14 protein-coding genes and 1 pseudogene are annotated in these 18,283 nt (G+C 64.4%); 11 read left to right on the top strand and 4 right to left on the bottom strand.

Annotated features, from left to right (window positions below; all coding sequences use genetic code 11):
• Positions 1-121 precede the first annotated feature (121 nt).
• The 10 genes and pseudogenes from ACFPN9_RS29805 to ACFPN9_RS29760 all read left to right on the top strand — a co-directional run.
• Complete coding sequence (locus ACFPN9_RS29805) at positions 122-1,588, top strand: amidase (RefSeq protein ID WP_377818137.1); 1,467 nt, start codon at positions 122-124, stop codon at positions 1,586-1,588.
• Positions 1,589-1,615: 27 nt separating this feature from the next.
• Positions 1,616-2,626: an ABC transporter permease gene (locus ACFPN9_RS29800; protein WP_377818136.1), complete on the top strand. Its 1,011-nt coding sequence runs from the start codon at positions 1,616-1,618 to the stop codon at positions 2,624-2,626.
• Between the two features lie 2 nt (positions 2,627-2,628).
• Positions 2,629-3,468, top strand: coding sequence for an ABC transporter permease (locus ACFPN9_RS29795; RefSeq protein WP_377818135.1), 840 nt, complete (start codon positions 2,629-2,631; stop codon positions 3,466-3,468).
• A gap of 29 nt (positions 3,469-3,497) precedes the next feature.
• The gene (locus ACFPN9_RS29790; protein WP_377818134.1) at positions 3,498-4,478 is read left to right on the top strand and encodes an ABC transporter ATP-binding protein; all 981 of its coding nucleotides are present in this window, start codon (positions 3,498-3,500) and stop codon (positions 4,476-4,478) included.
• Positions 4,475-5,275, top strand: a complete 801-nt coding sequence (locus tag ACFPN9_RS29785) for an ATP-binding cassette domain-containing protein (RefSeq protein ID WP_377818133.1) — start codon at positions 4,475-4,477, stop codon at positions 5,273-5,275. Before ACFPN9_RS29790 ends, ACFPN9_RS29785 begins: the two co-directional genes overlap by 4 nt.
• Before the next feature lie 46 nt (positions 5,276-5,321).
• Positions 5,322-6,857: an ABC transporter substrate-binding protein gene (locus ACFPN9_RS29780; RefSeq protein WP_377818132.1), complete on the top strand. Its 1,536-nt coding sequence runs from the start codon at positions 5,322-5,324 to the stop codon at positions 6,855-6,857.
• A 106-nt stretch (positions 6,858-6,963) separates the two neighbouring features.
• Positions 6,964-8,433 (top strand): ABC transporter substrate-binding protein, encoded by a 1,470-nt coding sequence (locus tag ACFPN9_RS29775; protein ID WP_377818131.1) that lies wholly within the window; start codon positions 6,964-6,966, stop codon positions 8,431-8,433.
• A 100-nt stretch (positions 8,434-8,533) separates the two neighbouring features.
• Complete coding sequence (locus ACFPN9_RS29770) at positions 8,534-9,946, top strand: M20/M25/M40 family metallo-hydrolase (protein WP_377818130.1); 1,413 nt, start codon at positions 8,534-8,536, stop codon at positions 9,944-9,946.
• A gap of 90 nt (positions 9,947-10,036) precedes the next feature.
• Positions 10,037-10,753, top strand: a complete 717-nt coding sequence (locus ACFPN9_RS29765) for a GntR family transcriptional regulator (protein WP_377818129.1) — start codon at positions 10,037-10,039, stop codon at positions 10,751-10,753.
• Positions 10,754-10,940: 187 nt separating this feature from the next.
• Positions 10,941-12,044 (top strand): annotated as a pseudogene (locus tag ACFPN9_RS29760) (molybdopterin dinucleotide binding domain-containing protein); the annotation flags it as partial.
• 16 nt (positions 12,045-12,060) lie between these two features.
• Here the strand turns inward: ACFPN9_RS29760 and fdhD are convergent.
• From fdhD to ACFPN9_RS29740, 4 genes are read right to left on the bottom strand one after another with little or no spacing between them, the layout of a single operon-like run.
• Positions 12,061-12,864, bottom strand: coding sequence for a formate dehydrogenase accessory sulfurtransferase FdhD (gene fdhD / locus ACFPN9_RS29755; RefSeq protein WP_377818128.1), 804 nt, complete (start codon positions 12,862-12,864; stop codon positions 12,061-12,063).
• Positions 12,851-14,485: an MFS transporter gene (locus ACFPN9_RS29750; RefSeq protein WP_377818127.1), complete on the bottom strand. Its 1,635-nt coding sequence runs from the start codon at positions 14,483-14,485 to the stop codon at positions 12,851-12,853. The genes fdhD and ACFPN9_RS29750 overlap by 14 nt, the downstream gene beginning before the upstream one ends.
• On the bottom strand, positions 14,482-15,654 hold the full coding sequence (locus ACFPN9_RS29745) for an HlyD family secretion protein (protein WP_377818126.1): 1,173 nt from the start codon (positions 15,652-15,654) through the stop codon (positions 14,482-14,484). The genes ACFPN9_RS29750 and ACFPN9_RS29745 overlap by 4 nt, the downstream gene beginning before the upstream one ends.
• Positions 15,655-15,694: 40 nt before the next feature.
• On the bottom strand, positions 15,695-16,921 hold the full coding sequence (locus ACFPN9_RS29740) for an MFS transporter (RefSeq protein WP_377818125.1): 1,227 nt from the start codon (positions 16,919-16,921) through the stop codon (positions 15,695-15,697).
• A 228-nt stretch (positions 16,922-17,149) separates the two neighbouring features.
• On the opposite strand from ACFPN9_RS29740, the gene ACFPN9_RS29735 reads away from it, so the two are divergent.
• Entirely contained in the window at positions 17,150-18,268 is a 1,119-nt protein-coding gene (locus tag ACFPN9_RS29735; RefSeq protein ID WP_377818124.1) for an FAD binding domain-containing protein, read from the top strand.
• Positions 18,269-18,283 lie beyond the last annotated feature (15 nt).

Raw genomic sequence — 18,283 nt, 5'->3', positions numbered from 1 at the left:
TTTGCGGGGCGCAGCCAGCAGGGTCGCCCCGGCGCCTTGACACTAGAACGCCCCTAAAGTCGTATTCGTATGATGGTATACCGTTTGACAGCGGTGATACTGCCCATCCGAGGAATGTTTCGTGACCCAGCCCTGTGATCTGACCGCGTCCGAGGCGCGCTTTCTAATCGGCGCGAAGCAACTTTCTCCCGTGGAGCTGCTCGACTCCTGTCTGTCCCGCATCGAGGAGGCGAACGGCGCCGTGAACGGCGTCGTCGCTCTTGATGTCGAAGGTGCGACAGAAGCGGCGAAAACAGCCGAGAAGGCAGTTCTGTCGGGGGAGGCACTGGCACCGCTGCACGGCTTGCCGATTGGCGTGAAAGACCTCAACGATACGGCCGGGCTGCGCACGACCTACGGTTCGAAGCTCTATGAGGAGAATGTTCCGGCCGCGGACGAGCATCTGGTCTCCAATCTCCGCCGCCAGGGCGGCATTGTTTTCGCGAAGACCAACACGCCGGAATGGGGAGCGGGCGGTAACACTTTCAACCCGGTCTACGGGGTCAGTGCGAACCCCTTCGATGTAGCGCTGACGTGCGGCGGCTCCTCGGGCGGCTCCGGTATCGCCCTTTCATTGGGAATGATGCCGCTCGCACACGGCTCGGACAATGCGGGCAGCTTGCGCATCCCGGCGTCATATTGCGGCGTGGTCGGCTTCCGCCCGACGGCGGGCATCGTGGCTTCGGAGAAGCGCCTGATCGGCCTGTCGCATCTGCCGGTGCAGGGGCCGATGGCGCGTAACGTGGCAGATGTCCGGCTGATGCTGAATGCGATGTCGACATCGGCCTCCATCGACGCCCTTGCGACCCCGCTGGCCTTGCGAGATGACCGCCCGATCGATCTTTCGACACTGAAGGTCGCCTTCTCGCAGGATCTCGGCTTCGCCCTCTGCGAGCTTGGGCTGCGGAACGTGTTCGACGAAAGAACAGCCGCGTTCGCCTCGATCTTCCGGTCCACGGCCAAAGCACACCCGGATTTTGGCGACACCCGCCATGTCTACGAGGTGCTGCGCGCCGTGAATTACATCGGCATGTTCGCCGATCGGCAGAAGCAGAAGCCCCGGCAGTGGGGGCCGCTGGTCCAGCAGAACCTCGACCACGCATCGCGCTTCAGCCTCGAGGATGCGTCGCTGGCGTTCATAGAGCACAGCCGTATCTATCAGCGCGTGCAGGCGTTCTTCGAGGAGTACGACCTCCTGATCACGCCGACGGTTGGCGCCTATCCGTGGCCGAAGCACGATATGTATCCAGCCTCGATCGAGGGCAGGGCGATTGCCAACTACTTTGACTGGGTGGGTCTGACCTATGGCATCACGCTGATCAACCATCCCTGCATCTCGATCCCCTGCGGCCTGGACGACCGTGGCCTGCCGTTCGGCCTGCAGATCGTCGGGCGCCGGAACTCGGATCTCCATCTGCTGCGCTGCGCCGAGGCGATCGAGACCGTGCTCGCGCGTTCGCCCGTTCTCGCCAGGCCTTTGCCGGATCTCGCCTATCTTCGCGCGGCCCATGCCGATGATCGGATGCGGCCCGTGGCAGCGGTCGGCTGACAGCCGAGCTGGAGGAAGCCTTTAGCCATGCTACGAACCCTCGCCACGCGGGTCCTGGGAGCCGTACCGGTCGTTCTCCTGGTGGCACTCGGTATCTTCGCTCTCGTCAGGCTCGCGCCCGGTGACGCAGCCAGTACCCTCGCCGCCGAGGATGCGAGCGAGGCGGATATTGCTCGCATGCGCGCACAATGGGGGCTCGACCAGCCGGTCCTGGTGCAATTCTTCTACTTCCTGGGCAATCTCGCGCGCCTCGATATGGGCACGTCCTATCGCTACCATGCGCCCGTTGCCGAGCTGATCGGCCAACGGCTGCCCGCCACTCTCGAACTGGCTCTCACCGCCCTGCTGCTGGCTGCCGTGATCGCGGTGCCGCTCGGCGTCGCGACCGCGCTCAAAAAGGGCAGCTGGCTCGATGGTTTGGGCTCGCTTTTGGCCGTCCTCGGCGTAAGCGCTCCATCCTTCTGGGTCGGTATTCTCCTTGTTCTGCTGGTCTCGGGTCACTTCAATCTCCTGCCGTCCAGCGGCCGGATACCACTCGACGTGCCGATCCGGGAGCTGACAGGCTTTATCCTGCTGGACAGTCTCCTTCAGGGGCAGTTCGACCTGTTCCGTCAGGCGCTGTCGTTCATCGTGCTGCCGGCCGCCACGCTGGCTTTCGGCATGATCGGTATCATCGCGCGGATTTCGCGGTCCGCCGTCATCGATGTCGGGCAGGAAGAGTTCGTGCTCACCGCGGTTGCCAAAGGGTTGAAGCGCCGCGAGGTGGTCTCTCGGCATTTGCTGCCGAACGCGACGGTGCCGATCGTCACGATCATCGGCCTGGAACTTGGCACGCTGATCAGCGGCAGCATCGTGGTCGAGGTGGTGTTCTCTTGGCCGGGGCTGGGCTCGCTGCTCTATGCCGCGGTGACCGCCCGCGACATTCCGCTGACGACGGGTATCGTCATCTCCTACACATTCATCTTCATCTTCATGAACATACTGGTCGATCTGATCTACGTCCTCGTGGATCCGCGGCTGCGCGTCGCGAGGACGTGACGATGCAGGCCTGGCGCTTTCTCGAGATCAAATTCGTCATCGGCACCATCTGCCTGGGGGCGATCGTTCTGCTCGCACTCCTGGGCGGCCTTGTCGCTGGACATGATCCCAACGAGCAGAACCTCATGTTTGCGCTCGAGCCGCCATTCGGCATCGAGAGCGGCTATTATCTAGGGACGGACCATCTTGGCCGCGATCTGTTGGCACGGATGACCTCTGGCGCGCGCATTTCCCTGGCGATCGCCGGTTCGGTCGTCCTGCTGTCGGGGGTTGTGGGTGTACTGATCGGAGCGCTGTCGGGCTATCTGGCCGGTGCGCGCGACGCGGTCATCCAGAAGGTCGTCGAGACGTTCTGGGCGTTTCCGCCAATCCTGCTGGCGATCGCGATCCTCGCGTTCTTCGGGCCGAGCCTGGGCAACGTTATCATCGCGCTCACGATCCAGCGCTGGATCCCCTATTGCCGGATCGCCCGCGCACAGGCGCTCATGCTCCGCTCCCGGGAATACATCTCGGCAGCAAAGATCATGGGCGGCGGCACCTGCTGGATCCTGCGTCACCATGTGCTGCCGAACCTCCTCGCTTCCGCGATCATCATCGCCACCTTCACCATGGCCACCGCAATCTTGGCGGAATCGAGCCTGAGCTTCCTGGGTTTGGGCGTGCCTCCGAACGTCCCGACTTGGGGCGGCATGCTCGCGGAGGGCCGCTCCTACATCACGCGCGCATGGTGGTTGGCCGTCCTGCCCGGCCTCGGCATCTTCTTCACCGTGCTTGGCCTCAACCTGCTTGGAGACTGGCTGCGCGATCAGCTCGATCCCAAGTCCGCTCTAAACCTGTCGTGACAAATGCCATGCAAGCGCCCCCTCCACGCATGAACGGTTCAACGTCAACACCGGTGCTGCAGGCCGAGGACCTCTCGCTGTTTCTGCGAACGCATCAGGGCGGACATCTGAAGATCGTCGACGGCGTGACGTTCACGATTGGCAAGGGCGATTTCTACGCCGTCGTCGGAGAAAGCGGCTCGGGCAAGACTGTGCTTGGACGCTCGATCATGAGGCTGTTTCCGCCGGCGATGCTGCGCATGGAGGGGAAGCTGTCCCTGAATGGCGTGGACCTCGTGTCGGCGCCTTCGGCACAGGTCCAGACGATGCGCGGTCGTGTGGTCAGCATGATCTTCCAGGAGCCGATGACCTCGCTCAACCCGTTGATGACGGTCGAGCGGCAGATCGCCGAGGCCCTCGCCGTCGCGGGCGGAGGCAGCAGACGCGAGCGCAGCGAGCGGGTCCTTGACCTGCTTGCGAGCGTCCAGTTCGCAGATCCGAAGAGCGTGCGCTCCATGTATCCCCATGAGCTCAGCGGCGGCATGCGTCAGCGCGCGATGATCGCCATAGCGCTGGCTAACAATCCCGCCCTGCTCATCGCGGACGAGCCGACAACGGCGCTCGACGTTACGATCCAGCAGGAGATCATGCAGCTATTGTTGCGCCTGCGCGATCAGCATGCGCTCTCGATCCTGTTCATCTCCCATGATCTTTCTCTGGTGCGTCGTTACGCGGATCGCATCGGCGTGCTCTATGGCGGCGTTCTGATGGAGAGCGGCCCCGCGGACCAGTTGATCGACCATCCGACACATCCCTATTCGCGCGCGCTCGTCGATTGCATCCCGCGTCGGCGCGAAGGCGGGCGGCGCCAGGCCGGCATCGAGGGCCAAGTGCCGGGGGTGGCCAACTGGTTCGAGGGCTGCCGCTTCGCTCCGCGTTGCCCTCGCGTCCAGGACGATTGCCGCCGCGGCGAGATTGCGTTGCGGACAACCAAGACTGCGCAGGCGGCCAGATGCCTTTATCCACAATGACCCTCGACCATCCGGTGCTGCGTGCCGAGGGTCTCAGCAAGACCTATGCAGGGCGCGGCGGCCTGTTCAGCAGCAAACCCGGCGTGACGGCTCTGACCGACGTCTCTTTCGAGGTCCCGCGGGGCGAGATCCTGGGCATCGTCGGGGAATCCGGCTGCGGAAAATCAACCCTCGCGCGGATCATCGTCGGACTCGAGCAGGCGAGTGGCGGGCGCCTGGCCTCGGAGGACCGGCCCTTGGTGGACGTCGCTGCGGGTATTTCGCTGCCTGCCGCCTCCCGTCAGATCCAGATGGTGTTTCAGGATCCATACTCGTCTCTCAATCCGCGAATGACCGTCGCGGACGTGATCAGTGAAGGGCTGCGTATCGCAGGCGAGCGAAACAAACGGGTACTGGCGGAGCGCGTCCGCGAGATGCTGCAGCTGGTCGGGCTGCCAGGCGAAGCCGGATCACGCTATCCATTCCAGTTCAGCGGTGGACAGAGACAGCGCATCGGCATCGCTCGTGCGCTGATTACCGACCCGCGACTGCTGATCGCAGACGAAGCGGTGTCGGCGCTCGACGTGTCCGTGCAGATGCAGATCCTCAATCTTCTGCTCGACATCCGCGACAGGCTCGGCCTGACGATCCTGTTCATCAGCCACGACATCGGCGTGATCGACTATCTCTGCGACAAGGTCATCGTTCTCGCGCACGGGCGCGTGGTCGAATCCGGCGCAGCGAGCGCCGTCATTTCCAACCCTGAACATGCTTACACGCGAAGGCTGATCCAAGCCGTCCCAAGAATGGCTGGGTGAGCCGACGTACACGGGTCAGCAGCCCATAACGCCCGGAGGAGCCAGGATGTCACATAAGAGCAGCCCCGTTCTCGCAGCGAGCTTGATCGCTGCCGCCCTTGCTATCGCAGCGCCCGCCTCAGCCCAGACTGCGCAACGGCCGGCCAACGAGACGCTCGTCGTCACGACTGCGGATACGCTGGTGACGCGACACCCCTACGCCGAGAGCAGCGCCCAGATGTACTCGATCTGGTGTCAGGTCTACGGCTGCCTCGGCCGGTACGACTATGCGCAGCGCAAGTTTGTGGGCCAGCTGGCGGAACGCTGGGAGCAGCGCGATGACGTCACCTGGCGCTTCCATCTGCGTAAGGATCTCGTCCGGCACGATGGCGGTCCCGGCCCCACCGTTGCCGACGTCCTGCATTCCTACAACCAGGTCATGACCGATCCGCAAAGCCAGGGGCGGTTCTATCTTTCGAGCGTGAAGGAAATCCGGCGCGTCGACGACCATACCTTCGACGTTGTGACGAAAGAGCCGGCGTCGTCGCTGCTGGGGCAGCTGTTCGACAAGTTCACCATCACCAGCGAAGAGATCTTCGAGACGCAGGGAGGCGTCGCCAGCTACAACACGGCGCCGATCGGATGGGGTCCCTATAAGCTCACGAACTTCGCCATCAGTGACCGGATCGCGCTCGAACGGCATGATGCCTATCCTGCCAAGGTCGAAACCTCTCCGCGCAAAGTGCTGTTCCGGCGTATCCCCGAGCCGGATCAGCGCGTCACGGCCCTGCTGAACGGCGAGGTTCAGATCGCGCGGCTGATCCCTCCGCAATTGGTCGGCAGGCTGGAGAACGTGCCTTCCGTCGAGATCCGGCGCGCGCCCTCGAACGAGCCGATGTTCATCGGCTTCAGCGTCAAGACCAAGCCTTGGGACGACCCGCGCGTGCGGAGGGCCGCTGCGATGGCGATCAACAAGGATGTGATCATCCAGCGTATTCTGTTTGGGATGGCGGACCGTCTCGATGGCCCGGTTGGAGCGCGGCAGATCTGCTACACGACTCCGATCGATCAAAAGACGCCGTATGACCTCGCGGGAGCAAGGAAGCTTCTTGCCGAGGCCGGCTATGCGGGTGGTGGGCCCGTCGTCGACTTCTTCACCGCCACCGGCCGCTACATCTCCGATCGACAGATCGCCGAGGCGATCACCCAGATGTTGAACCAGGCCGGTTTCAAGGCAACGCTCCACACGCCGGAGTTCGCCGGGCTCTGGGCCAATGTCAGGGCGGGCAAAGCGCCCATGTACTACATGGGGCGCGGCCTGGCACTCGAACCGTCCGAATGGCTGTCGCAGTATTTCGAGACCGGCGTCACGCCGCGCATCGGCTACGACAATCCTAAGCTGAACGAGCTGTTCGAACGCGACCGTAAGACCTTCGACATGACCGAACGCTGCAAGATCATCCGTGAGATCAGCCAGCTGATCGAGACCGAGGCACCAGGCATCTTCCTGTGGAATCACCAGTACGTCAGCGGCGTCCGCAAGGGGTTGCGCTACGTGCCGGATGCTTCGGGCGAGATCTGGCTGCCCGACGTCCGCCTCTGACGATATCCACTATCCCGTTACAAACGAAGGCGATTCAGCCATGATCAAACCGACCAAGCGCGGCCCGTCGAGGCGCACCATCATGGGTGCGGCCGCGGCCGCACTGATGCCGCTGCCGCTGATCCCGACCGCTGCCTCCGCGCAGGGCAAGGCGATCACGATCACGACGACGGGCATCCTGAACAACGTGAATCCCTACGCCCACTCGAGTATCCATCTCTACTATATCTGGAGCCAGATCTACGGCAGCCTCGGCCGGTACAACTACGCCGCCAAGGCCTATGAGGGCGTGCTGGTAGAGAGCTGGGAAACCGTCGAACCGACACGCTGGCGGTTCAAGCTAAGAAGCGATCTCAAGCGTCACGACGGCGGTCCGGGCCCCACATCAACTGACGTCGTGCACTCCTGGCGGCGCATCCTGAGCGACCCTGCGAGCCAGCAGGCGTTCTTCCTCACCGAGGTCGACAAGTTCGAGCGCGTCGACGACCGGACTTTCGACATCGTCACGAAGCGCCCGGTGGCGCAGCTGCTGTCGATCCTGTTCGACCGCTTCGTGGTGACGAGTGCTGATCTTCACAAGAAGCACGGCGCAAACACCGACAAGGCTGCCGCCTTCGGCTGGGGCCCTTATCAGCTCGACCGTTTCGACATCGATCGCAGCGTGATCGTCGCCCGCAATCCGTCATGGCCGGGCATGCCGGCCTCGGCTCCGGAGACGGTGATCTATCGCCAGATTCTGGAAGCGGAGCAGCGCGTCACGGCTCTCCTCAACAACGAGGCGCAGATCGCGCGCCTCATCCCGCCACAACTGGTTGATCGCCTCAAGTCTAACCCGGCAGTGAAAGAGGTCGAGACGGGCTCGCTCGAGTGGATGTTCCTCGGCATGAACGCCAAGATCAAGCCCTTCGACGATCCGCGAGTGCGCCGGGCGGTGGCGCATGCGATCAATGCCGATCTGATCGTGAAGCGGCTGCTCTTCGGGCTGGCGGATCCTATGCAGGGGGCCATCGGCAAGCATCAGGATTGCTTTGCTCCGAGCGCTGCCCGGCCCGAATATGATCCCAAGAAGGCCAAGGCGCTGCTCGCGGAGGCGGGCTTCCCCGATGGTTTCGACGTCGAGTTCGCGACGGCGAACGGGCGTTATGTCTCGGATCGGCAGGTCGGCGAAGCCTTGGCTCAGATGCTCCGGCAGGTGGGTATCAGGGCCAAGCTCAGCACGCCTGATTACGCCAACTTTACCAATGACATCCGTCAGGGAAAGCTGCCGCTCTACTATACCGGCCGGTCAGCGGCCAACGACCAGCTCGAAGCTCTCGCACAGTATTTCGAGACAGGCGGCTCGCGGCGAACGAACTATTCGGATCCCGAGGCGGACAGGCTGTTCCGTGAAGTTAGAGCGGCGTTCGACACCAAGGTCCAGTGCGATCTCCAGCGGTCCTTGAGTGATAAGCTTTCGCAGGATTCGCCAGTGGTCTTTCTCTGGACGCATCGTTTGGTGAACGGCGTTCGTTCGAACATCAACTGGCCGGCGGATGCTACCGGCGAGCCTTGGCTCACGGACATTACGGTATCCTGAGTTCTGCACCGGCGAGGTCGAGCGACCGGGCCGGTGTAATGCTCCGCGAAGTCGGCGCTCGTGACTTTCGTGCGCTCTGAAACGGTATTGGATTGAGACGATGACGGTACGCGAACAGGTCCTTCACCGCGCACGCGGGTATATCGACGATGGCAGCTTCCTGCGGCAGCTCGCGGATCTGGTGGCCTATCAGACCGAGAGCCATCCTCCCGGTAGAAAGAAGGAACTGGAACGCTACTGCGCCGACGGCCTGGCACCGATCGTCTCGAAACTCGGCTTCTCGGTCGAAATCCTGCCAAATCCGTTGGAGGAACACGGGCCCGTCCTCATCGCGACGCGGCATGAGGGCGATGGCTTGCCAACCATCCTGATCTACGGCCATGGCGACGTCGTCCGGGCCATGCCGGAGCGTTGGCGTGCGGATCTCGATCCATGGAAGCTGAAGGTCGAGGGCGACCGGGTGTATGGCCGCGGTGTCGTCGACAACAAGGGCCAACACCTGCTGGCGATCGAGGCGCTGCGCGCAATCCTGGAAGAAAAGGGATCACTCGGTTTCAACGCCAAGATCTTCGTCGAAACCGGAGAGGAGGCTGGCTCGCCGGGTCTGAAGGCGTTCCTGGAGCGCCATCGCGAACGCTGCGCCGCCGATGTATTCATCGCGCTCGATGGCCCGCGTCAGAGCATGCAGGTTCCCGACATAACGCTCGGCACGCGGGGAGGGCTGGCGGTCGATCTGATCGTCGATCTACGCGAGGGATCGCATCATTCTGGCCACTGGGGTGGCCTGCTGAAGGACCCCGCCGTGATCCTGGCACATGCGATCTCGACGATTGTCTCGCGCGATGGCCGGATCCTCGTTCCAGGATGGACGCCGCAGTCGGTGCCGGAATCTGTCACACGGGCCAGCCGCGCCGTCGTGATCGATGATGCGCCCGGCGCTCTGAAGCCTGACGAGGGCTGGGGGGAACCTGGTCTCTCTCGCACCGAGAAGATCTATGCCTGGAGCAGCGCGATCGTGCTCGCCTCCGTCAGCGGTCAGCCGGAGGCGCCGGTGCCGGCGGTTTCAGGGTTTGCCAAGGCGCGCATTCAGCTCAGGCACACGGTCGATGTCGACGCTGCCGAAGTCGCGCCGGCGTTGAAGCGACATCTGGCGGAGCAGGGCTTCACCGAGGTCGAGGTGCGGCCGGTGGTGGAGCGCGACATGTTTCCCCCCTCGCGTACGGATCCCGATGATCTCTGGGTACGCCGTGTGGCGGAATCGATGGAGACGACCGTCGGGCGCCCGCCGAACCTTATCCCCAACATCGGGGCCTCGGGACCGTCGGAGTTCTTCAAGCAGACGCTTGGCGTGCCGATTCTCTGGATCCCGCAGTCCTATGGAGGCTGTGGTCAGCATGGCCCGGATGAACATGGGCTGATCTCGCTGTTCCAGGACGGGCTAGGGATCATGGCTGGTGTCTTCTGGGACATCGGGGCTGAAACGAGCGCGAAGTCCGCAGGCAAGCCCGGCTAATTGCCGCGAAGCCGTAATCTGTCTACGAGGGGCGGCGTGACCGCTAGGGGGCGGTGCCACGCCGATCCACTCGAAACAGATATTATCGCCATGAATGACGTGCCCTCACTGCGCGTAGTCCAGGATAAGGTCAGCTTGCGAGACCGCACCACGGCAGTGCTTCGAAATGCCATCCTTACGATGCGCTTCAAGCCTGGTGAACGCCTCGTCGAGCGGCAGCTTTGCCTTGAGACCGGCGTAAGCCGGACCTGCATTCGCGAGTCGATGCGTCACCTCGAGGCAGAGGGCCTGGTCCGCCGCGAGCACAATAAAGGCGTCGTCGTTTCAAGCATAACCGCAACTGAGGCGTCCGAGATCTACGAGGTGCGGCGGATTCTCGAAGCCAAGATGCTGGACAAAATGATCCGGCGGCTCGATGCCGACATTGTCGGGCGGCTTGAGGCTGCGCTCCTGCGCGCCGAAGAGTGCATAGGGCGCCCGATCGAGTATGTGAGTGCAATTGGCGATCTCATCGAGGTGCTTTGGAGCGGGTATAACAACGACACCGCTCGCAACCTGCTGCGATCCATTTTTGATCGCATATCCTACATCCGGATTATCCTCAGCGTTTCCACTGGTGTTGACGAGAAGCGCACGACCGTCGCCATCCTCCATGGCGTTCTCGATGCTATCAAACAACGAGACGTCATTGCCGCTCAGGAGCGTTACGACCACTATCTCACGCGTGCACACGATACCGTGGTTAAGATCATCACATCGAATTCCGCCTCAAATGACCGCCTTGTGACCCAGGTGGCGATCGGTTGAACTGCGGAGGTTGTGGGTTTCGCCGCGATCCCGTGCTGTCGGCACGGCCCGAAACCTTGGATGCAGCCGACATTCTGAAACTGTCGATTGGAGCGATGCGGCCGGCGGAGGTGAGAGAGCGCTTTAGGAACGGAGCCAGAGCCGGTCTGGCGGCGAGAGAAACCGAGAAACCGAATATTTTGTTCTCCTGCTGATGCGCGGCCAGATCGGCAAGCCCGGCGCAGGGATCTGCCCCCTGCGCGGCCACAGCAATGTGCAGGGCGACCGGACCGTCGGCATCACGGAGATTCCGACCGAAGCCTTCCTGCAGAGACTGGACAAGGCCTTCGGCCTGACCGCGCCGCGCATGCACGGGCATAATGCCGTCGAGGCCGTGGCCGCCATGGAGGAGGGGACCGCGCGGGCCTTCATCGGTCTCGGTGGCAATCTCGCTGTCGCTATGCCTGATCCGGATGCGTGCTTCGCGGCGTTCCGCAAGCTGGATCTCTCCGTGCAGATCATCACCAAGCTCAACCGTACGGCCCTGCTCACGACGCCGCACAGCTACATCCTGCCCTGCCTGGGCCGGACCGAGCGCGACGAGCAGCATGGCGTGCCCCAGTCGATCACCGTCGAGGACTCGATGTCGATGGTGCATGCCTCCCGTGGTGGCCTGAAGCCGGCTTCCGAGCTGCTGCTGTCCGAGCCCGCCATCATCGCCGGCCTGGCGCGCGCGACCCTGCCCGACAGCGCCATCGACTGGGAGGGAATGGTCGCCGACTACGACCGCATCCGCGACAAGATCGAAGAGGTCTTCCCGGACTTTCACGATTTCAACAACCGTGTCCGCCAACCCGGCGGCTTCAGGCTGACCGTGGCAGCCTCGGACCGTGTCTGGGCGACGCCGGACGGGAAGGCGCATTTCCTGCTGTTTGCCGGCGTCGACGAGGATGACGATCGCGACCAGGACACGCTGGTGCTGACGACGATCCGCAGCCACGACCAATACAACACCACAATCTACGGCATGAATGACCGCTATCGCGGCATCACCGGCCGGCGCGACGTGGTTTTCGTCAATGAGCGGGATCTCGCAGATCTCGGCCTGTCGCATGGCGACCGGGTCGATGTCGTCGCGGGGCCGGACCGTGTGCTCGCGGGCCAGACCGCGGTCGCCTATTCGATCGCTAAGGGATCGGTCGCGGCTTATTATCCGGAGGCCAATCTCCTGCTGGGTCTGCACGATTATGACCGGAGCAGCGGCACACCCAGCTACAAGTCGATCCCGGTGACGTTGCGCGCGGCCTGCTGAGACCGGTCGCGGACCTTCAGAACACGATGCGCTGGGGATTGCAGAAGACGTCGAAGCCATCGGCGCGGGCGGTGGCGACCATGGTGATGCCCGCCTCTTGCGCCGCCTCTATCGCAAGCGAGGTTGGCGCCGAGACCGCCGCGATGACCGGCGCGCCCATCATCGCCGCCTTCTGCACTAGTTCGACGGAGATACGGCTTGTCAGGAGCAACACGCCGAATGCCGTCGTGTTTTTCTGACGTACGAAAGCGCCTGCGAGCTTGTCGAGCGCGTTGTGCCTGCCGACGTCTTCCCGGATCGCGCGGAGGCCGCCGATGGGCTGCCACCATGCCGCTGCATGTACCGCGCGCGTCCGCTGGTTGAGGATCTGGAGTGAACCGAGTTCGTCCATTGCCGTCATCAGATCTTCGGCGGCAACACGGCCATCCACGCAGACGTTCGGCAGCGTCGGCGCGGCAGCCGCCAGACTCTCGACCCCGCATAGCCCACAGCCGGCGGGACCAACCATGGCGCGTCGCCTCGAACGCACAAGTTCAGACCGCTCTTCAACGAGCCAGATCTGCAGATCGATGCCCTTCGCATCCTGCTGCAGCTCGATGCTGCGAATATCCCCCATATCCGCGATCAGCCCCTCGTTCAGGGAAAAGCCGATCGCGAAATCGGTGAGGTCGAGTGGCGTCGCCATCATCACCGCATGGGTCGATCCGTTGTAGCTCAGGGCAACGGCCGTCTCGGTCGCCACCGTCCGCAGGTCATGGCGCAGCACGCCGTTCCGCCAGGAGACGCGGTGGCGGTCTCTGATGGGATCACTGTGGATCATGGGGTTTCGCCATTGGTCTCGCGGTCGTGGGGAAAGGTTCTGCTGACAATACCCGAGCCGGGCCGACTTTCGGCACGAACGCCGCCAAGACGCAGCACAGGACGGCCATCCCCGCCGCGGCTGAGAACGCGTCGATATAGGCCAGGACCGCCGCCTGCTGACCGACGGCCGTCGCCAGCAGTTTCAGTTCGATCGCGGCCGTTTGGGATGTGGCGGCGAAATGCTGCGCGACCCCTCGCCCATACTCAGCAAGCCTGTGGGCGGTGTCTGCTGCCTGCCCCTGCACATGAAGTCCGATCAGGTTGGAGTGGACCTGCTCGCGGACCCGCACAAAGGTCTGCATGAAGGCGGTTCCGGCTTCGCCGCCGAGAAGCCTGCTGGTCTGCATGAAGGCTCCGACGGTCACGGCCTGCTCGGGCTTAACCGTCCTCGCAACGAGCGCGACGAGGCTGGTCAGAGCCAGCGACTGGCCGACGGCCTGCAGAATCTGGGAAGGCAGGAAATCGCCCGTCGCCCAAAGACCGGTCAGACGGGTCAGCATAAGACAGGCGATCGCGATCACTCCTGCTCCTGCCAGCAATGTCCAACGCGGATCGAGTCGCTTGATCAGGATGGCCAGCGGCACGACCAGGAAGATCTGAGGCGCTGCGATCCAGATGAGCACCGCGCCGATGTCCAGCGAGCGATAGTTCTGCAGCGTCTGGAGGTAGGCGGGGATCACGTAGGCCGTGGACAGGATGATGAACCGAAAACCGGCGAGCAGTGTGAACAGCACGAGGAGTCCGGGAACAGCTAGCAGGCTTAGGTTCAGCGCAGGCCGCTTGGCGGTCATCTCCCTGGTTGCAAAGGCGACGAGAGAAAGAGCGCCGACAACAAGCAGGCCGTTGATCAGGCCGCTGCCCAGCCAGTCCAGTCGGTTGCCTTGATCGAGCGCGATGTAGAACGCCCCCAGGCCGAGCCAGGCATAGATCAGCCCGCTGCCATCAAGATTCTTCAGCGGGTCGCGGATGGGCGTGTCCTTGGGCATCCCGATCCAGACGCATAAGCCCATCACAGGCAGCACGAGGCAATACTGCCAGGAAATCCAGCGCCACGACCAATGGTCGAGATAGAATCCTTCCAGCGACGCCGCCACATTCAGCGAGATTTCCAGATTCATCGCGTAGATCGCGATGCCGTAGGGCAGCAGCGGCTTGGGCAGATGGCGCTTGATGAAGATGATCGTCAGCGGAATGAAGGTCCCCGTTCCCAAGCCGGCGAGGAACTGCGCGACGATGTAGCCGTTCAGCGTGTGGGAGACGGGTGCGACCAGGAAGGCGACGAAGGCGACGACGATGCCGCCGAGCAGCAGCCGTCGCCCGCCCAGAATCGACGCGACATAGGCGCATGAGATTCCCGATATGAGCTGGCCGAGGCCGAGCGCCGTCGTGATCCAGGCGCCTTCATCGAAACCGACGCTCAGGCTGCCGCGCAGGTCCGCCAGACCGAAAGTGCTCACGCGCGTTCCCAGCGTCGCGACCATCGAGCCCAGCATGACGCCGCCCAGCCCGATGTAAGGCTGCCACGCCGGAGCAGTGGCGACCGGCGGCACGGCGAGCGGGCGGACGACGTCGGTCGTCATGGCGCTGTTCCTTGGGCGGAGGTTTCCTGGCCGCTCAGCGAGGATGATCTGGTATCAATCGTCGCGACGACGGACATCCCGGGTCGGATCAGGGCTCCGAGATCGGGGTTTGGATCGAGCGTGAGCTTGACCGGAATGCGCTGGACGACCTTGGTGAAATTGCCAGTCGCGTTGTCCGGCGGCAGCAGGGCAAAGACGCTGCCGGTCCCCGGAGACCAGCTCGCGACCCGTCCTGTGAGCACGGTCCCTGGGAAGGCGTCGACCGTGACTGTCGCCCTGTCTCCAACCCGGACATTGGTCATTTGGGTTTCCTTCAGATTGGCGACGACCCAGAGCGTCGACATCGGTATGACGGTGATGATCGGGCTGCCGGTCGAGACGAATTGTCCGGCCCGGACCTGCCGCGCTCCGGTCAGGCCGTCGACCGGCGCGGTGATCCGCGTATAACCGAGATTATCCTCGGCGAGCTTCAATCTGGCTTGGGAGGCGGCCAGCTGAGCTGCCAGCTCGCGCTCCGTCGCATCGAGCGAGGCGAGGACGGCCTCCTGCTGAAACCGCTGAGCGCGTGACAGGGCAAGCGAGCCGGCCGCCTTGGCGGCCGCCGCATCGGCCTGCTCAACCAGTTGCTCGGTCCCGGCAAGGCCCTTGCGCAACAGCTCACGTTGCCGCGCGGCCTCGGCATCGGCTCTCACGACCTCCGCCTCGGCGATCGTGACGGTGGCCTTGGCCTGATCGATCAGCGTGCGCTGGATGGCGCGCTTGTCGGAGACGGACGCCAACGTCGCACGCGCTGCGGCGAGGTCGGCCTCGGCGAGGTTGCGCTGCGCCAGATAGTCGGCGGGGTCGATCTCGGCGATCAGGTCCCCGGCTCTGACGACCTGGTAGTCATCGACGGTCACCGACCTGACGAGGCCGGCGATCTGGGACGAGAGCGGCGTCGTGTCGCCGGATATGAAGGCATTGTCGGTGGCCTGATAACGCGCGGCGCCCCTCCAGCGGTCCCAATGCGCCGCGATGGTCCAGCCGATGGCGACGATCGCGGCGACGATCCCGGCGTGGAACAGCGGATGGGCCAAAGCCGCGATCCCACGACGGCGCCAGGACGGCGGGCTACCGTCCTGCCCCGCAACGTCGGCGGTTTCGGTGTTGGCGACGGTTGAGGTCATCATCGTTCATCCCAGGATTCAAGGACGAGGGTGCGGGCAGGCGTCAGCGCATCGTCGCGCCGGCAGGGGCGATAGCGCGCCGTCTCCGGCGTTCGGCGATCCGGCTTGCGGCCTGCAGCGCGACGGCGGCCGCCCCGAACGCGATCCCGAGCGCGACGACGCCGGGCCAGCCGGCCGCCTGCCAGGCATAGGTCCCCGTCGCCGAACCGAAGGCGCCGCCGAGGAACATCGCTCCCATCAGGATGGTGTTGAGCCGCGCCCGGGCTTCCGGCCGCAGGGCGAAGACGATGTGCTGATTGGAGACCAGAGCCGACTGCACGCCGAAGTCGAGCAGCATGACACCCACGACGAGTCCGACGAGGGACGTCCAGAGCCCGAAGACAAGCCATGACGCCAGGGTCACGATGGCACCGAGCGCGACCACAGGCGCGGCGCCTCTCGAATCCGCAATCCGGCCGGCAAGCGGCGCCGCGAGAATCCCGACCGCGCCGACGATGCCGAACAACCCCGCCACATCGGCGCCCAGACCGAAGGGCGGCGCCTGCAGCCGGAAGGCCAGGACCGTCCAGAAAGCCGTGAAGGCGGCGAAGAGGAGCGCCTGCGTCGCGGCTGCAAGGCGCAACTGCGGAAAGTCACGCCACAGATGCAGCATCGAATGCAGCAGCCGGCCATAGCCGAGCCGGGAATCCGGCCGGCTGTGAGGGAGTTTCAGGATCATCAGGATTCCGGCCCCCAGTGCCATCGGCACGCCGAGCCAGAACATCTCGCGCCAGCCGCCATGCGTCGCGACGAACCCCGCGAGCGTCCGGCTCAGCAGGATGCCGGTCAGGATCCCGGCGAGGATCGTGCCGACCGTGGCGCCGCGCCGTTCCGGTGCGGAAAGATGAGCAGCCAGGGGCACGATCTGCTGGGCGACCGTCGCCGCGAGCCCGACGAGCAGCGAGGCGAATACGAGCCAAGCCGCGCCCGGTGCCAGCGCCGCCAGGACGAGGGCCATGGCCAGCACGCCGAACTGGCCGACGATGAGGCGCCTGCGCTCGACGATGTCTCCTAGCGGCACGAGCAGGAACAGTCCCGCGGCGTATCCGAGCTGCGTCGCGGTGGGGATCAATCCCGTCAGCGCGCCGGGCAGCTCGTCCTCGATCAGCCCGAGCATCGGCTGGTTGTAGTAGATGTTGGCGACCGCGATGCCGGCGGTCGCCGCCATGGCATAGGTCAGCGCCCGGCCGATGTGCTTATGGTTGGGATCGGGTTCGACAGGCGTGTCCATGGGGCATTGCTCCGCTGTCGGGCTGGCGCGCCATGGTCGGCGGTTTTCAACCCAGCCCTGATCTCGCCAACGCTACAGGGCCGTCCGCACGCTTTCTCTAGCGCTTGCGGATGCACGGCTCACACCTGCGTATGATTGCCGGATCGGCCCGCCGCATCGTCTCAATGCGAGGAGGAGGCCGGGATGCGACAGCGCATCAGGGCTCTCCGACAGCAGCGAGGGCACGCCATGAAACCGCTTCGCATCAGCATCATCGGCGGATCGCTCGCAGGCCTTTTCGCCGGCGTCCTGTTGAAGCGGGATGGCCACGACGTCACGGTCCATGAGCGCTCCCGGCACGGGCTGGCAGGCCGCGGCTCGGGGCTCGTCCCGCAGCACGAGGTCTTCCAGATCCTGCGCGCGATCGGCATCGAGCACCTCGCCCATCTCGGTGTCGTCGCAAGGGAGCGGATCTATCTCGACCGGTCTGGCGATATCGTCCAGACGATTGGCGAGCCGCAGACCCAGCTGTCCTGGGATGTCATTTACGAACAGGTCGCCGCGCGCATTGCGCCCACCGACTACCGGCTCGGCAGCCAGCTCGCGACGGTCGAGGAGGACGGCAACGGGCCCGTCACGCTCAGCTTCGCCGACGGCTCGCACGAGAAGGCCGATCTCGTGATTGGCGCAGACGGGATCGGCTCGGTCGTGCGCCAGACGATCGCCCCTGATCAGGCCGCGAACCGCTATGCCGGCTATGTCGCCTGGCGCGGGCTGATCCCGGAAACGGCGCTGTCGGGGCCGTCATCGCTCCTGCTGGAGCGCTTCGCCTTCTATGTCGCGCCCGGCGACCATGCGCTGGGCTATCTGGTTCCAGGCCCGAACGGTGAGATCGCGAGAGGGCAACGCCGGTACAATTGGGTCTGGTACCGGCGGGTGCCGGAAGCGCAGCTGCGCGATCTCTTCACCGATTGCGACGGCCAGAGCCATGCGGTTTCGCTGCCGCGCGGAGGCCTCTCGTTCGAGCGGCGCGAGGCGCTGCGCAAGGATGCCCTGCTGCATCTGCCGCCGCCTTTCGCACTGGCCGTCGCGGCCGAAGATACGCCCTCGATCCAGGGTATCTTCGACTACGAGACGCCGGCCATGGTGGGCGATCGCATGGCCCTGATCGGCGACGCCGCCTTCGTCGTCCGGCCCCATACCGCGATGGGGGTGGGCAAGGCGGCTGGCGACGTCATGGCCGTGCGGAGACATCTGGCCGCCGAAAGCGACCTGCGGACCGCACTCGCACGCTTCGAGAGCGAGCGTCTGCCGGTCGGGCGCGAGATCGCCGCCTTCGGCCAGCGGCTCGGTGCAAACGCACTGTAAATCCGGTCGCCAACA

This window comes from Allobosea massiliensis (assembly GCF_042655245.1).
Classification (GTDB): Bacteria; Pseudomonadota; Alphaproteobacteria; order Rhizobiales; family Beijerinckiaceae; genus Allobosea; species Allobosea massiliensis.
The sequence above is the reverse complement of the archived record's forward strand: the minus strand, read 5'-3'. Positions and strand labels throughout refer to the sequence as shown.

What these genes read in the sequence shown, in the direction of transcription:
- ACFPN9_RS29800 (WP_377818136.1), top strand. Translation starts at nt 1,616, where the DNA reads ATGCTACGAACCCTCGCCACGCGGGTCCTGGGAGCCGTACCGGTCGTT.
- ACFPN9_RS29795 (WP_377818135.1), top strand. Translation starts at nt 2,629, where the DNA reads ATGCAGGCCTGGCGCTTTCTCGAGATCAAATTCGTCATCGGCACCATC.
- ACFPN9_RS29790 (WP_377818134.1), top strand. Translation starts at nt 3,498, where the DNA reads ATGAACGGTTCAACGTCAACACCGGTGCTGCAGGCCGAGGACCTCTCG.
- ACFPN9_RS29785 (WP_377818133.1), top strand. Translation starts at nt 4,475, where the DNA reads ATGACCCTCGACCATCCGGTGCTGCGTGCCGAGGGTCTCAGCAAGACC.
- ACFPN9_RS29780 (WP_377818132.1), top strand. Translation starts at nt 5,322, where the DNA reads ATGTCACATAAGAGCAGCCCCGTTCTCGCAGCGAGCTTGATCGCTGCC.
- ACFPN9_RS29775 (WP_377818131.1), top strand. Translation starts at nt 6,964, where the DNA reads ATGCCGCTGCCGCTGATCCCGACCGCTGCCTCCGCGCAGGGCAAGGCG.
- ACFPN9_RS29770 (WP_377818130.1), top strand. Translation starts at nt 8,534, where the DNA reads ATGACGGTACGCGAACAGGTCCTTCACCGCGCACGCGGGTATATCGAC.
- ACFPN9_RS29765 (WP_377818129.1), top strand. Translation starts at nt 10,037, where the DNA reads ATGAATGACGTGCCCTCACTGCGCGTAGTCCAGGATAAGGTCAGCTTG.
- fdhD (WP_377818128.1), bottom strand. Translation starts at nt 12,864, where the DNA reads ATGATCCACAGTGATCCCATCAGAGACCGCCACCGCGTCTCCTGGCGG.
- ACFPN9_RS29750 (WP_377818127.1), bottom strand. Translation starts at nt 14,485, where the DNA reads ATGACGACCGACGTCGTCCGCCCGCTCGCCGTGCCGCCGGTCGCCACT.
- ACFPN9_RS29745 (WP_377818126.1), bottom strand. Translation starts at nt 15,654, where the DNA reads ATGATGACCTCAACCGTCGCCAACACCGAAACCGCCGACGTTGCGGGG.
- ACFPN9_RS29740 (WP_377818125.1), bottom strand. Translation starts at nt 16,921, where the DNA reads ATGGACACGCCTGTCGAACCCGATCCCAACCATAAGCACATCGGCCGG.
- ACFPN9_RS29735 (WP_377818124.1), top strand. Translation starts at nt 17,150, where the DNA reads ATGAAACCGCTTCGCATCAGCATCATCGGCGGATCGCTCGCAGGCCTT.